This window comes from Methylohalobius crimeensis 10Ki (genome assembly GCF_000421465.1).
Taxonomy (GTDB): domain Bacteria; phylum Pseudomonadota; class Gammaproteobacteria; order Methylococcales; family Methylothermaceae; genus Methylohalobius; species Methylohalobius crimeensis.
In genome coordinates this window covers 38,043-53,299 of record NZ_ATXB01000001.1, presented here as the reverse complement: position 1 = coordinate 53,299, position 15,257 = coordinate 38,043, and the positions used below count along the sequence as shown (strand labels likewise).

13 protein-coding genes and 1 tRNA gene are annotated in these 15,257 nt (G+C 54.3%); 10 read left to right on the top strand and 4 right to left on the bottom strand.

Annotated features, from left to right (window positions below; translation table 11 throughout):
* The first annotated feature begins 25 nt into the window (after positions 1 to 25).
* The 10 genes from H035_RS0100265 (at position 26) to H035_RS0100215 (ending at position 9,266) form a co-directional block, all read left to right on the top strand.
* Positions 26 to 601 (top strand): SRPBCC family protein, encoded by a 576-nt coding sequence (locus tag H035_RS0100265; protein ID WP_022947013.1) that lies wholly within the window; start codon positions 26 to 28, stop codon positions 599 to 601.
* An 11-nt stretch (positions 602 to 612) separates the two neighbouring features.
* The gene (locus H035_RS0100260; protein WP_084684778.1) at positions 613 to 1,584 is read left to right on the top strand and encodes a YVTN family beta-propeller repeat protein; all 972 of its coding nucleotides are present in this window, start codon (positions 613 to 615) and stop codon (positions 1,582 to 1,584) included.
* 4 nt (positions 1,585 to 1,588) lie between these two features.
* Complete coding sequence (locus H035_RS0100255; RefSeq protein WP_022947011.1) at positions 1,589 to 1,915, top strand: YqcC family protein; 327 nt, start codon at positions 1,589 to 1,591, stop codon at positions 1,913 to 1,915.
* Positions 1,915 to 2,223 carry a hypothetical protein gene (locus H035_RS0100250; protein WP_022947010.1) on the top strand — a complete coding sequence of 103 codons (309 nt, stop codon included), beginning with the start codon at positions 1,915 to 1,917 and terminating at the stop codon, positions 2,221 to 2,223. The genes H035_RS0100255 and H035_RS0100250 overlap by 1 nt, the downstream gene beginning before the upstream one ends.
* Positions 2,224 to 2,262: 39 nt before the next feature.
* A tRNA-Thr gene (locus H035_RS0100245) sits at positions 2,263 to 2,338 on the top strand.
* A 150-nt stretch (positions 2,339 to 2,488) separates the two neighbouring features.
* Complete coding sequence (locus H035_RS17450; protein ID WP_026596093.1) at positions 2,489 to 2,824, top strand: Arm DNA-binding domain-containing protein; 336 nt, start codon at positions 2,489 to 2,491, stop codon at positions 2,822 to 2,824.
* Between the two features lie 259 nt (positions 2,825 to 3,083).
* A protein-coding gene (locus tag H035_RS21095) for an IS5 family transposase (RefSeq protein WP_152485928.1) occupies positions 3,084 to 3,850 on the top strand; the annotation gives its coding sequence in 2 pieces (ribosomal slippage) (positions 3,084 to 3,459 and positions 3,459 to 3,850; 768 coding nt in all).
* Between the two features lie 74 nt (positions 3,851 to 3,924).
* Positions 3,925 to 4,200, top strand: a complete 276-nt coding sequence (locus H035_RS0100225; protein ID WP_022947007.1) for a late competence development ComFB family protein — start codon at positions 3,925 to 3,927, stop codon at positions 4,198 to 4,200.
* 247 nt (positions 4,201 to 4,447) lie between these two features.
* Entirely contained in the window at positions 4,448 to 7,387 is a 2,940-nt protein-coding gene (locus H035_RS17445; RefSeq protein WP_022947006.1) for a response regulator, read from the top strand.
* Entirely contained in the window at positions 7,377 to 9,266 is a 1,890-nt protein-coding gene (locus H035_RS0100215; RefSeq protein WP_022947005.1) for a GGDEF domain-containing response regulator, read from the top strand. The genes H035_RS17445 and H035_RS0100215 overlap by 11 nt, the downstream gene beginning before the upstream one ends.
* Positions 9,267 to 9,316: 50 nt before the next feature.
* On the opposite strand, the gene H035_RS0100210 is transcribed toward H035_RS0100215, so the two are convergent.
* The 4 genes from H035_RS0100210 to H035_RS0100195 form a co-directional block, all read right to left on the bottom strand.
* Positions 9,317 to 10,633, bottom strand: a complete 1,317-nt coding sequence (locus H035_RS0100210) for a glycosyltransferase family 2 protein (RefSeq protein WP_022947004.1) — start codon at positions 10,631 to 10,633, stop codon at positions 9,317 to 9,319.
* Positions 10,633 to 11,982: a TackOD1 domain-containing metal-binding protein gene (locus H035_RS17440; RefSeq protein WP_022947003.1), complete on the bottom strand. Its 1,350-nt coding sequence runs from the start codon at positions 11,980 to 11,982 to the stop codon at positions 10,633 to 10,635. The genes H035_RS0100210 and H035_RS17440 overlap by 1 nt, the downstream gene beginning before the upstream one ends.
* A gap of 113 nt (positions 11,983 to 12,095) precedes the next feature.
* Entirely contained in the window at positions 12,096 to 13,055 is a 960-nt protein-coding gene (locus H035_RS0100200; protein WP_022947002.1) for an HlyD family efflux transporter periplasmic adaptor subunit, read from the bottom strand.
* Positions 13,052 to 15,190: a hypothetical protein gene (locus tag H035_RS0100195; protein WP_022947001.1), complete on the bottom strand. Its 2,139-nt coding sequence runs from the start codon at positions 15,188 to 15,190 to the stop codon at positions 13,052 to 13,054. The genes H035_RS0100200 and H035_RS0100195 overlap by 4 nt, the downstream gene beginning before the upstream one ends.
* Between the last annotated feature and the right edge of the window lie 67 nt (positions 15,191 to 15,257).

Sequence of the window (15,257 nt, the reverse complement as noted above, 5' to 3'; positions counted from 1 at the left end):
CAAGCCAATCCAATTTGGAGGATATATGCGGAAGTTCACGGCATTAATGCCCTTGCTGGCCTTGTTTTGGGCCGTCTCGGCTTCGGCCCACGGCCCGGTTCGGCAAAAAACCCAGGAAACTATCGTCATCAACGCACCGGCGGACAAAGTCTGGGAAATCATCAAAGCACCCTGCAGCATCAAGGACTGGCATCCGCAGGTAGCGGAATGCGACGCCGAAGGGAGCCAGGAGGAGGACGCCAAGCGCAAACTCACCTTGGTCGACGAAGGCTGGGTCAACCAAGAGCTAAAAAAATACGATGAAAAGAAAAAGCTGATCGGCTACAAGTTTAATTTCGACGACGTGAGCACCGCCCAAACCATCGTCCATGCCGGCGAAGAAATTCAGGTGCCGATGTTTCCGGTGGCGAACTATTCCGACATGCTGTTCGTCAAAAATAAAGGCGCCGACAAAAGTCAGGTTGTCTGGCGCGGTGCTTTCTACCGGGCCTATATGAGAAACAATCCGCCTGAAGAGATGAACGAAGAAGCCGCTATCAATACGATGTCCGCTTTCTATCGCAGCGGCCTGGAAGGATTGAAACAATTGCTGGAAAAATAGCCCTTTGCTACATGACTAGATCTCCATTGCTATCGACCCTTTCGACAGTGGCGGCGTCAGCCGCCCTCTTTTTTTGGCTCACCCCGATTGCGGCCAAACCCTACGCCTTCATCACCAATCAGGGAGACGATACGGTGTCGGTGATCGATACCGCCGAAAACCAGGTGATCGAAACCCTGAAGGTGGGCTCCAAGCCCTCCGGCGTGGCGGTCAGCGGAAACGGCCGCATTGTTCTGGTGGCCGATTCGGCGGGCAAGGAAGTCACCCTGTTGGACGGCGAACAGCTCAAGGCCATCGGCTCCATTCCCGTGGGCGACGGACCGGTGGGCGTGGCGTTGGATTCCCAAGGCAAACGCGGCTACGTGGCCGATTGGTACGCCCATTACGTCGCCGTTTTGGATATTCCGGCGCGCAAGGTCATCGCCAAGATTCCGGTGGGAAAATCGCCTTCCGGCCTTGCGGTCAGCGGAGACGATCGCCGGGTCTACGTAGCCAACCGCGACAGCGATTCGGTTTCCCTGATCGACGCCCAGACACTGAAAGTGGTGGCCGAGCAAAAGGTGGGGGAACATCCCTTCGGGATCGCGCTGGATGAAAATCGGAACCGCTTGTACGCCGCCAATGTGGTCAGCAACGACCTCACCGTCCTGGACGCCAAGACCCTGGAACCGATCCAAACCGTGCCCGTAGGCGACCGTCCCTACGCCATCGCCCTGGCGGACAAGGGCCGACGCGTGCTCGTCACCAATCAATACGACGACACCGTATCGGTGATCGACGCCGAGCAGCTGAAAGTCATCGAAACCCTGGAAGTAGGGGAATATCCGGAAGGCATCGCCGCCCATCCCGACGGACGACGGGTCTACGTGGCCAATTGGTTCAGCAATTCGGTGTCGGTGCTCGACGCTCGGGATCTTCGCCTCTTGGCGACCATCTCCACCGGCAACGGCAGTCGGGCCTTCGGCCGATTCATTTCCCCTTGAGACCATGGAAAAACTTCATACGGCAGCCGACCTTTTACTGGACATCGAGGCGGAAATGCGCCGTATCTCCCTGTGGGAAAAAACGCCTCCGCCACCGGAAGATCTTGCCAGCCGGCTTCCTTTTTGCTGTGATACTCTAGCTTTTCCGCAATGGCTCCAGTTTGTCTTTTTGGTCCGCGTAACCGCGCTGATCGAAGCCCGCCGGCCGCTGCCGACCCAATGCGGCGTCGCCCCCATGGCGGAGGAGTGGTTCATGGCCCATGGCGAAGGGAGTCCGCGCCTTATCCGATTGCTGAGAGAATTCGACGATTTACTGAGTGATACACCCTAATGGCAGACAAACCCGAAGACTTAACCGTCAATCAAACGGAAGGCAATATCGAAACCGTCAAGGAACTGGACAAAGTCATCCTCTCCAAAGGCGCGTGGACGACCATTCTCTTCCGCTACCAGGAGTGGGACCCGCGCAAAGAGACCTACAGCCCGGAAAAATACACCATCCGGCGCTACCAAAAACGCCACGGAGAGTATATGCAGCGGTCGAAGTTCAACATCTCCAGCCGGGAACAAGCCAAGAACATCATTGCCGCCCTGCAAAAATGGCTGGATGAAGATCCGCCCGCATCAGGCGAAGCTTGAATCAAATCGGCAAAGCCGTATAATCACTCCATTCCGTTAGCCGGGATAGCTCAGTTGGTAGAGCAATCGATTCGTAATCGATAGGCCGCAGGTTCGACTCCTGTTCCCGGCACCATTAGCACTTCCTACTGCTTCCGATAAAAGCCGCAACTCAAGAAAAAACAAAGAGTTGCGGCTTTTTCTTTTCCACCAAGTACCGAAAAAAGCCGTTGTCGTCTGCAAAAATTGTTGGTATAGCCGAAACCAATAAAGCGGAGTACCAACAATGAAGCTCACGGCCATTGCACTGCGGCATCTCAAGCCTTCGGATAAGACCTACCGAAAAGCCGATGGTGGCGGCCTATTCATCGAAGTAAGGCCCAATGGCGCGCGGTATTGGCGCTTTGCCTATCGCTTTGCAGGTAAGCAAAGGCTACTCGCTGTTGGCACCTATCCCGAGATTTCCTTGGCCGAGGCGCGCATGATCCGCGACCAGGCCAGGGCATGGATTCGGGAGGGAAAAGACCCGGTAGCCGAGCGGCGAAAGGAAAAAGTCACCAGCCAGGGCAAGGCTTCAAACACCTTTCGGGTAATCGCAAGGGAATGGTGGGAGATCAACTGAGGCAAATGGAAACCCAAACACGCGGACAACGTTTGGCGGAATATCGAAGCCGACATGCTGCCTACTTTCGGAGATCGACCACTAACCGATTATGAGAAAAACCCCAAATTGTTTAAATCACCCGTTAATAATCTCGCGGGTCTTGACACGCACTTCGTTTCCATTGGTTGTCACGCAATCTTTCCTCTAGACAGTGTCGTCACGAGAAACCAACCTGTGCGACAATAAGCAAAATTATTGCTGCCGGGAGAGAGGGCAAATGAATTCAGCAGCCCATCGACGTCATGATATATCGGATCGGATATGGGAATTACTTGAACCGCATTTGCCAGGTCGTAAGGGTGCTTGGGGAGGCCAGGCGCGGGATAACCGTCAGTTTATCAATGCGGTGTTTTGGATTTTGCGCACGGGCGCGCCGTGGCGTGACCTGCCACCGGACTATGGCGATTGGAAAAACACCCACCGGCGCTTTTGTCGCTGGCGCGATGCCGGGATCTGGGAAGGGTTGTTGGAGAAGTTGGTCAACGAGCCCGATTACGAATGGCTGATGATCGATGTCAGCCATATCAAAGTTCACCCCCATGCCGCGGAGGCCCAAGGCGGAAACCAAGAGATGGGGTGCACAAAAGGGGGCTCAATACGAAGCTACACTTGGCCGTGGATGCGCATGGTATGCCGGTCAGAGCGCTTATTACATCAGGTACCCAAGCGGATTGCACGTCTGCTGGCCGACTGATCGAGGGAATCGGCGCCGAGCACCTGTTGGCCGATAAAGGCTATGACAGGGATGCCATCGTGGAGCAGGCACGTCGCCAAGGCATGGAGGCGCAGATTCCGCCGCGGAAAAATCGCAAGGAACAACGGGCGTATGACAAGCATCTGTATAAGCTGCGGCACTTGGTCGAGAATGCCTTCTTGCATCTCACGCGTTGGAGAGGCATCGCTACCCGCTATGCGAAAAGGTCCGCTTCGTTTCTGGCCGCCGTCCAAATTCGCTGTCTCGTGTTGCGGACCGGAATCTCGTGACGACACTATCTAACACTCCTAAAATTCTTAACTAAAATGTAAATGGAGTAATCGTACCGGAGAATAAGAAACACATGTCGATCATTGATGGAACCTCGAACTTCTATGAAAAGCTGGTACTAGAGGAGCTTGGAGAGCAAGCAGGCTTTCGTTTAGATGATCAGGATTTTCTGGCAGATGCAGTATGTATCGCGCTGAATGCACTGCCCTCTCGATATTTCAGACACGGTGTGGACATGGCATTCTACCTTCCCACGGACGAATATTTGCAGATGAAGGCAAAGACGAGGGAAGTCGTCAAAGATGCGATTGAAAGAGTAGAAGCTGCCCCCCGGAAATCAAGTCAATAATTTTTGCGTCGCTAACGTAGTATTTCATTCAGCAAGCTGTAAACCTTCTTAAAAAGAAGAACATAATCGGCAAGTCTCCAAGCATTTTTAAAATCAATGCGTTATGGCGATTTTGATGGCGCTTCTATTACGCATCCATTGGTCACAAGGTACGACGAGCCTTAAATGGATTGAGGGATATTAAATCCTTTACTGAGAAGTGGTCTATGCTTGTTCCATAAGTCATAACCGTACAATTTGTAGGTAAATGCAAACCCACCAGAATCAAGAACTTCACCAAATACTGGACGCCAGCTCCGAAATGATCCTCCTCGTCGACGCCAAGGGACGGATCTGTTATGTCAATCCCACCCTGTGTCAAAGTAGCGGTTACGAGGCGCAAGAACTCATCGGCCGCACTCCTCAGGTCCTGGATAGCCCCAAGGCCGACCCGAACACTTTGGCGGAAATGGCTTCCGCTTTAAAGGCGGGTCAATCCTGGGCGGGCAGAGTTCTGCAACGGCGTAAAAGCAAGCAGCCTTTCCCCCTTCCTATTGAGGGGCAAATGCCTCCTTCCGACCTATCCGAGTATTGGGCGGAGATGACCGTCTCTCCGATTCACTCCGCAAAAGACGGTCTCGTCGGCTATGTTCAAATCCAGCGGGACATCAGCGCGGAAGTGGAGAGAGAGGCTCGCCTACAGCGCGAGCAGGCCGACACCGAAGCACGCTTCAAGATCGCCAAGATCCTAGCAGGTTCCGCTTCCCTCGAAAAGCGGCTCACCCAAGTGATGGAAGTCTTATTCGGTCTCCCTGGAATGACGTTGCAACGTAAGGGTGGTTTGTTTAAGAAACATGAGGACCGTCTGGAGCTGTTTTTGCTCCACGGCCAATTCTCCGACGAATTTCGGCAAAAGGAACAACGCATTCCCTTAGGAGCGTGCTTGTGCGGTCGAGCGGCCGTGTCGGGGGAAGTATTGGTTTCAGACGATTGCTTTTGCGACCCTCGCCACGAACATTCTTTTTCAGGAATGCAACCCCACGGGCACTACATCATTCCCCTTCGTCATGGTGAGGAAATAATGGGTGTTCTTTTTCTCTACACCGATCCCTACCCGAGTTGGGACCCCACCCGTCAGGCGTTACTGCTGCAGGTGGGAGAACTCGTCGCACTGAGTTTGGTTCAGGAAGAAACCCGCCTGGCCTTGGCCACGGCCCGCGACGAGGCCCTTCAAACAGCCCAGGCGAAAGCCGCGTTTCTCGCCAACATGAGCCATGAGATCCGTACCCCCATGAACGGCGTGCTGGGGATGCTGGAGCTCCTCAAGGATACCTCCCTTAACGAGGAACAACGCGATCTGTTGGAAACTGCCGCCGGCTCCGCCGAGGCCCTGCTGGACATCCTGAACGATATTCTCGATTTTTCCAAATTAGAAGCGGGAAAACTGGATATCGAAGCGACGTCCTTCGATTTAACCGAATTAATCGAGGAAACTTGTACCGTCCTTGCTCCACATGCTCATGCCAAGGGAATCGAGCTGAATTTGCTGATCCCACCCGAGCTGAGTCCCGGTCGCCTTGGCGACCCGACCCGGATCCGCCAAGTTCTCACTAATCTTGTCGGAAATGCAATCAAATTTACCGATTGTGGCGAGGTAACCGTCGAATTGCGTCCGACCAATCGGCAGGAAAGCCGATCGGGACGCACAGACTGCGCCCCGAAGGGGGACGGAACCAGGGAAGGCGAGCATCACACCAAGGAAAACCTTCGATTCGAGATCCGTGATACGGGCATAGGGATCGCCCCCCAAGTACAAACCCATCTATTTACGCCGTTTACGCAAGCCGATGTATCCACCACCCGCCATTATGGCGGCACCGGACTTGGGCTGGCCATTGGCAAACAACTGATCGAGCGCATGGGTGGTAAGATCGGGATGGAAAGCACGCCAGGGCAGGGCAGCACCTTCTGGTTCGAATTGTCTTTACCCTCCGTCGAAAAGTCGCCCTCCACAATCCCCGTGGACTTGAATGGCAAACGGGTGCTGATTGTGGATGATAACGCCACCAATCGCCGTATCCTTTCCACCCATTTAACCCATCTGGGCCTGACCGTCGTGGAAGCCGAGTCGGGTCATACGGCCCTTTCCCTGCTTACCCGGGATGCGGCGTTCGATGCCATCATTCTGGATTTTCACATGCCTGGAATGGACGGCAATCAATTGTCCGAAGCCATCCAAGCCATGCCTCATCTGGCGACCATCCCCCGATTGCTGTTATCCTCCGGCGCGACGCTCGACGCCGAAAGGCGCAAACGACTCGGTATATCCGCCTGCCTCCTCAAGCCGGTGCGTTCTCATCAACTCAAGCGCGTCTTGAGCGAGGTACTCCAGAACACTTCCGCTTCCTTGACCGGCAACCGCGCGCAAACCGCCGATACCACCACCTGGCCAGGGCGGAAAATTTTGGTGGCGGAAGACAACCCGGTCAACCAAAAAGTCATCACCCGGCTTCTCAATAAATTCGAACTGACGGTCACCTTGGTTGAAAACGGAACCTCTGCCCTCGAAAAACTGGCGCAAGAACGCTTCGATTTAGTACTGATGGATTGTCAAATGCCGGTTTTGGATGGTTATCAGGCGACCCGGGCCTTGCGCATCCGTGAGGAGGAAGAAAATGCACCACGTACGCCCGTCGTTGCACTCACTGCCCACGCCGGTGAGGGAGAACGGGAAAAATGCCTAAACGCCGGAATGGACGATTACCTCAGCAAGCCGGTGACCAAGCAAGCCCTGGAAAAAACCTTAACCCACTTTCTTTCACAGGAAGAAACGCCCCAACCCAATTTAACCAAAAATAACGAAGCGCCCATCTACGATCTGGAAGCGGTACTCGAATCCCTGGACGGCGATCAAGAATTACTGGAAGAATTAATCAGTCTCTTCCTGGAGGACGCGCCCACGCGCCTAACGGCACTGAAGGAGGCTCAAATCAAAAAAGACGCCGACACCTTGGCTGAAGCCGCTCATGCCCTCAAAGGCATGGCGAGCCATTTTCACGCAGCCGAGATTAGCCGGCAAGCCGCTTCCCTTGAAAAAGCCGCGCGCGGTGGGGATGCCGACGTAAACGGTGACCAAACCCATGCACTGACCACGGCCGTGTGTCATTTAATCGAATTTCTTGAACAAAGTCTCACCCATGCTGAATGAATTCAATTTCGAGGAATTGAAGGCAACCGACCGTCTTCCTTCCCCTTCCGGGATCGCCTTGAAGATGCTGGAATTAACCAGCCGGGACAATGCCTCCTTGGAAGATCTAGCCCATCTCATCCAAGCCGATCCCGCACTCACCAGCCGCCTGTTAAAATTCGCCAATTCTGCTTTGATCGCGCCCCGGCGGCCGATTGTAGCGATCCAGGACGCGGTGATTCGAATCGGCATGGGTGGCGTGCGCAATCTTGTATTAGGGTTGTCACTGGTGGGGAAATACCGCGGCGGCGCATGCCGAAATTTCAATTACGAGCGCTACTGGGCTGGCTCCCTGGCGATGGCGGTAGCATTGAGTTTCTTGTCTCACCGCAACCGAATCATCGCACCGGAAGAAACCTTTACCTTGGGTCTTTTGGCCGATATCGGGCGACTTGCCCTGGCAACCGTCTGGCCGAAGGAATACGCTCGGTGTCTGGAAAAGGCTGGAAGCGACGAAATAGCAGGAGCGACCGGCCGATCGCCCCTGCTGAATCTGGAACGCAAGCACTTCGCCATCGATCAGGAAAAACTCACCGTGCTGCTTTTGGCGGACTGGGGCCTACCCGAAATCTTCCGCGACGCCCTGGCTCACTCTAAGGAACCTGCCTCCGCATCCGACACTCGGACCCAAATCCTCGCCCGTCAAATCGCCTTCGCCCGGACCATCACCGCCTGGTGCCTGGCCCAGGCACGCGATGAACACTTGCCGGCACTCGAATGGCACGCCAGCAATCATGAATTGGACCAAGATAGCCTCCCGGATTTTCTCGAAGAGGTCGAAACGGCCTGGCATGCGTGGGGAAAAGTGATCGAAGTGCGCACCGACTTGCCGCCGGAATTCCCCCCCAAGGAGCAAGCAGGGGCGACCGGCCGGTCGCCCCTGCTCCAATCCATGCCAGGATTGGATATTGTCCTGGTGGATGACGATCCAGTCCTGTTGGCCAAATTGTCCAAGCAACTCCAAAAAGCCGATCATCGGGTACGTACTTGCCGCGACGGCCGGGAAGCCCTCAAAATGATTCTCGAAAACCCGCCCCAATTGGTGGTGACCGACTGGACCATGCAGCCTGTGGACGGCTTGACCCTATCTCGTAATTTACGTCGATCTTCGCTAGGACCCCATCTCTATCTCATCATGCTCACCGCCAATGAAAGCGAGGACGATCTGGTGGAAGCCTTCGAAGCCGGCATCGACGACTACGTGACCAAACCAATCAATCTCAAGGTGCTCCTGGCACGCATCCGCGCCAGCCAGCGAATCGCCGCTTTGCAGGTCGAGCTTGCCAAGGAGCGCACCGAACTGGAACACAAAGCGAAGGAATTGTCCTTGGCCAATCGTAAATTGGAGCAACTCGCCAACACCGATCTGTTGACCGGCCTGCCCAACCGCCGCTACGCTCAGCAGCGATTGCAGCAGGAATTGGCCGCCACCCACCGCTACGCCCGACCCTTGGGGATAATGATTCTGGATCTCGATCACTTCAAGAGCATCAACGACTCGCTTGGCCATACCGCCGGCGACCAAGTGCTCCAACATGCCGCCCAGACCATGCAAAAAGCGTTGCGTGCTTCCGATGTATTATGCCGCTGGGGCGGAGAAGAATTTCTCGCCATCGTTCCCAACGCAGACCTTGCCGCTACCGGAAAATTGGCTGAACGCCTACGCCGTCATCTCCTGAGTCACCAGCCGACGGAGTTAACGCTGAAACGCCCGGTCACAGTCAGCATTGGTTTGGGGGCCTGCCCCCCCGCTCGTGATCTGGAACAACTGCTCCACTTGGCCGACGAAGCGCTCTACCGAGCCAAGGAAAAAGGCCGCAATCGGATTGAAACCGCCTGAAGTCATTTTCTCAAACTCCAGAAAGGGAAGAATCGATATAAAAGAAGTGCTTACATTCTTTCCTGCTTGGATATTCTGGATACTTTCCACGGATTCCAGCGATCATAATACGAAGACTTGACGATCAGCTCCATCAGATAGGCATAGCTTCTGACCGTTCTCATAAACAGACCGGTATAAAACGGCATCAATGGCAGATATGGCAAGACTTTCAATTCCCGGACCGACATGGTGGCACCGTAAATGAGCGCGGCGATCGCGTATTCCCCGATATTCATCCCCAAATAAAAAACATAATTGAGGAATACGATGTATACCAATTTGTCCTCGACCGGTGAGATCAAAAGCAGCTGGGCGATATAGGCCCACCATTTGAAATTCAGCAACAGGTTAAAAAACACATTGTCGGCCACGGTCAGAAAATTGAAGAAATTAAACCGTAGGCCCGGAAACAATAAATCCCGGTGCTTGCGCAAACGAAAACGCACCAGCGACCGGTCCCAGCGGAACCGTTGGCGGGCCAGCTTGGCGAAGCGGGAAGGCACATTGGTGTAGCAAATCGCCTGGGGTTCGTGTACCACCTTGTAGCCCAGTTTGCGGATTTTCAAGGTGATATCGCCATCCAGACCCGGCCCCACATCCCAGCCATGCAACCTTTTCAGGATATCCTTCCTGAACGCCCCGTGCGCGCCGGCGATAATGCGCAGCAATCCTAGCAGGGAGGCGATGGTCCGACCGGTGGAGATGGACTTCATATATTCAATGGTCTGAAGCCGCGTGGCGAGACTGGTTTTGGAATTAGCCACGCGCACATCGCCGCCGACCGCTCCCACTTGGGCATCCATGAAAAATGGCAGCAGGATGGTTTCGATGGACCGATCATCCAGATGGGAGTCGGCATCGATATGAATAATGTAGTCGCCATTGGCATAGGCAAGCGCGGTATTGGCGGCTGAAGCCTTGCCCCCTCGGAACTCGTTACGGATGAAGCGGTCGATCGCGCCTTCACGTTCCAACCGGCGGCAGATGGTTTCGGTATGATCGTCCGAGCCGTCATCGACGATGATCAATTCATAGTTTCCATAGGTTTGCTGGTGCAAGGAAACCGCAAGGCGCGGAATATGTTCGCCTTCGTTCTTTCCCGGCACGATGATCGAAACCAAAGGGTACAGCCGATATAACTTGGCCAGTGCCCGCCGGCGCCCCCGCGTACGTTGCCACCAGCGACGGGGCAGATACACGAACACGATCAAAAGATCGAGCCCCAGATAACGCACGAAATCGAACAATAGAAAGGGCCAGAAATATTCGATCAGTCGGTGAGGATCGAGGCCATACAGGAAGGCGAAAGCCCGGTCTAGAAACATCAGCGCTCCAGGAATTGATCCAGGCTTCGTTTCAGGTCGGTTTCATACCGAACCGGCTCGATTCGGCTGGTGATCGTCATGGGGTGGCCCAGATTATGATGGATCATCCGATCGACCGCCTCGGTGAAGCGCGCCAGCGCGGTTTTTGCTCCATCTTCCGAGGTTTCCACCAACAGCAACACGAACAAGGATTCATTATGGCTCGTGATGAGATCGGATTTCCTCAGCAAGGTCTTGAACAAACCGGTCAACTCCTCGAACAAGCGCGGAGCCTTCGCCCCCAATTGCAGATACAGCGCCTCCACGTCCAGATAAATGAATACCAGCGTGCTCACCGAAATTTGGTAGCGATGAATGCGTTCCTTCTCGATTTGGAGAAAGTGCCTGAATTCGGCCTGACCCATCAGATGGAAGCTGGGCTCCAACATTTTGGAAAACAGGTTATCCAGACCGAAAAGCGCGGCGTTATCGCCCATGGCAGTCACTCGGTACGACTTGATTACACGCAGGAGTTGATGTTCCGGTTCGGTGCGGCGGCCGCAGTGATAACACTCGGTGACGATTAATGGTTCCTGAAATCTGTGACGGCAACGGTTGCACCGATAGATGGTGGAAGGTTTGTCGTAATCGACACCGATATGCTTGAGTTTGCGCTCGCATTTCGGACAAATTTTTTCCTCGCCTTGTCCGAATTCGTCCCTCTCGCCCACATAAGAGCAACGAAAATGATGGATTAATTCATGCTGATCTAAATCCTCGGCCTGGCATTGCGGACAGATTTCCTTGAAATTCAGGAAGGCGCAGCCACAATGCACGCAAAAAAACGCTTTGGTCGCGAATTGGCCAACAATCAACCGTTGGGTTTCCAGCATTTCCAAGACGCGCAAGAGGCTGTCCGAATCCCCGTCGGTCAGCGCTTCCAGCAAGGGATAGCTGAAGCCGGACAATACCCCCGCATCGCGCACTGGATCGACTTCCTCTCCGCGACTGGCCAGCATGCGCAGCACCCGGAACATCAAGCTGGTATCGGGACCGTCTCCAATCTGTGCGACTTGGTCCAACCACTGGTTGACCGATTCGAACCGAGCCACCAAACGATCGATCATGGCTTCGTCCAGATCCGAAACGGACACGGTTTCGTCTTGACCTAGGCGTCGCTTGAATCCGGGGCGAGCGATAAGAACAATCGGCCTCAGATAAACCGACGGCTGCCCATGCCGACGCAGATCAGCCACCTCGTCGCGAACCTCGACCTCATCCGAGGTTGCGTCCACCAGCCAAAATGCCACATTTTCCTGGCGAGCGGCCTGTCCCGCATCCCCGCTGATAAATACTTTATTGGCTGGCAAAGCCGGATCATCCGTCGTCCCCAGCCAGCACGCTCGCCTGATACTTCGTCTTCCCGGGCTCGCACCCTTCTGGCGGAGTGAAGAGTGTCCAAATCGGCCGTCCTGCCGGTTTGTCATATTTGAGCCCCCCGAAGTTCAACCCGCAACAAGTTATAAGCTCTCCATTTCTTCGCCTCCCCCGGGCCTTCCGGCGCAATAGTGACACGCAGGGGGCTGTCGGCGGGCTCGTATTCCTGCCATTTTCGTTCGGGAAAGGCATATGCCGCCGAATGAATGGCTACGATACGACCCTTGCCAGTTTTCTCATCCGGAAATAACACGGTCATTTCCTTGCCCACGAACAAAGACTTGAAATCGTATTTGCTCAGATATCCTTCGATCATTACATCGGCTTCCGCCGGCTCTACCATCAGGACGGTTTCGGCCGTCTTGACCACCTCGAAGGGATGTTTCAACACCCGATTCACCCGGCCGGAAACAGGCGACTCGATCCACTGGGGCAAGCATTCGGTAGCCGGCGGCATGGATTGTCTGGCCATGCGCAGGCGGTTGAGATGTTCCTTTTGCAGGATGAGCTCTTTTTTCAGCAAGGCGATTTGATAGGGTAGTTCACGCTCGTCATGGCGGAGGCTGTCGTCCAGTTCCAAGGCCCGGCGTAGCATTCTTTCACTATGGAGATCCCGCCATTTGGCCTGGAGCGTTTCCAGGTGGGCGCGTTTTTGTTGAATGTCGTACTCGGCTTGCAACAACTTGGTCTCTTCCGGGGGCAAACAGGTCTCCTGGGCGTCGATTCTCACCAACATTTGCCCTGCATGTATCTTCTCGCCTTCCTTCACCGACAAGGCTCCGATGCGTCCACCCCGCACCGCAGCCAAAGGTTTCCGCTCAATCACCACCTCCCCGTAACCTTCGATCTGAGTGAGGCGCAGATAAACATAACGGCCAAGATAAACCAGTAGCAATGCCAGCAGGAGAAAATACCCCCAATGCAGGACTTTCGATGTTCGACTGACTTTTGCGGTACCTTCCGGCAAGGTGTTCAAAAAATTTTGATTGCGGTTTCTTAGTTTCATGGCGTACCTCCCTGTACGCCACCCTGACGGGCAGCCTGCGGCTGTGCAAATCGTCTTTCCTGACGATTGTACCTCCCTGTACGCCACCCTGACGGGCGTGGTTCGTCCGCCGACCCGGCAAATAAAGCGGGAAAATACTTGAGGCTGTGCAGGGCGTAACGATCCACTTGTAAACCGCCATACAGGTGGATGATGGTTTGTTCCAGCATCCAGGCGTCCTGAAAATCCGGCAGGTTTAAGGCGATTACCAGCTTTTCTTTGGGGATAGCCTTTAACGCGTTCTGGAGCCTCCGTCCGATGGTGTCCGCATCGGCCGAGCCATATGCCATCAGGTAAACCTGATCCACATACTTCACCAATTCACGGTAAACCGACTCGGGCCAATGCACCGGCACGGATACGCTCAGAAAACGTTCGCCTATGATCTGACGTAGGGTCCGCATCAAACTCAGATAATGATGCAAATAGCGCGCTTCGTCATCGTGATAGCCGGGCATCGTATGCGGTTCGATATCCAGATGCAGGCGCCGGGTCTGTTCCGCTTTGATCGCGACATCCAACGCCGCTCGTCGATGGTTTTCGGGGAAAATCCATTCGTTGGCTCCGAGAATTGATGTAACCGTTACACCAGCGATCTGGGCCTCTCGGATAAACGCTTCGAATTTGTCCTTGTTCACCGATTTACCCGCGCTAAGCAAAACCTCCTCGATTCCCTGGGCGCGTACAAGAGAGAGAATACGCTCATTGGATTGAGTATTGAACGCTTTCGACCAGACATAAAGGCTTCTATGGCCGGTTCTGGCTCGGTGGTCCTCGAAACGGGTGTCCAAAGGATGGATAAATTCGGGCTTCACCGATACACCGGCAGCGGCAAATACTTGATTGACGCGCTGATATAAGGATTGTTTGGCCTGAATCAACTCGTATCCGGCATCCAGGATGGTTCGAAGACGAGTGGCGGCCAATGGCAAGAGGTCTCGCCGTCCCAGTTTCAGTTCGGTCAAGGTTTGGCGCAAGCGCTCTTCGGCGCGCAAAAAACGGGCATGCTGCTTAATCAATTGTTTCTGTTGAAAACGCACGTCGTCGTAGATCTCGCGCACTCGCGCCACTCTCTCCCAAAGCCGTAATTTCTTCCGTTCATCCAAGGCGTGGTAACGCTCACGCAGAGCGGCATCCGATTTCCGCGCTAGGGGTATCTGAAATCTTACCCCGACCGCTATATTGGTAGGGTCCAGTGAATTTTGAGACAAGACACTGTCGCGCAAAAAAAAACGCACCTGGTTATCTTTCCGAGCCAATTGTTGCTGCCGTATGATTTCCTTTTCCAGTTGCGCTTGCCGAACTGACACATCGTCCGCGCGTATGTTCGCGATCAATTTTTCCATGTCGATATCGATAGCGGGAGGATTTATCACTGTGCCGATCGCGTCATCGAAATAAGGCGAACCGTAGAGGTAACTGAGTTCGTGGCGGGCGAGCTTCAATTCAGAATCGCTGACCACCAACTCGTCATAACGGCGCCAACCCTTGAAATAGGCGCGTTTTTCGATTTGGTAAATCGCCTCCATCAACGCCAATTTCAAGGCCAGGATACGAGCGGTATAGCCCGCGAAAACTTTGCCCAATCGCTGCTGCACACAGCGCTGAGTGTTTCTGATTCGGTTGGTTTCGTCCCTGAGTTCCAGTAATTGTGCTCTGGCCTTCAAAGCACGCGCCTGAGCACGGTTTTCTAAGAAACCTTCCTCGAGTAAATCCCAGGATAATTCCAAATAGCCCCTGGAGGCCTGCTGATTTTCGTTGTCGGTTACAGTGTCGGAAGCGATGCGGCCGCGCAACTCCAACCCTAGGTCATTCCTCAGGTCATCGGCCTCGGCGCGCAACGCTCGAGCCTCGAACCGTTGCGGCGCGGGCAGCGGGAACGAGCAGGGATGAGTGAAAATCGCGTGACCGTCGGCCCTATCGGTGGTTGGGGCGGGAAGCTTCTGAAATTTTGCATGAATGGCCTCAAGCAATACTTCGAAGGCTGCGGCTTCGCCAGCGGCACGGTTTTCAACACCTGAAAGCGCAATGCCGCTCGCCGCGAGCAAACAGCATGCAAGCATATATTTGATGATGGGAAATGGCACCAGATTCATGTCATCCTTGGATTGAACTATTCAAATGATCCTCGAACCAACCGTAATACATGCGTTGATCTAGACT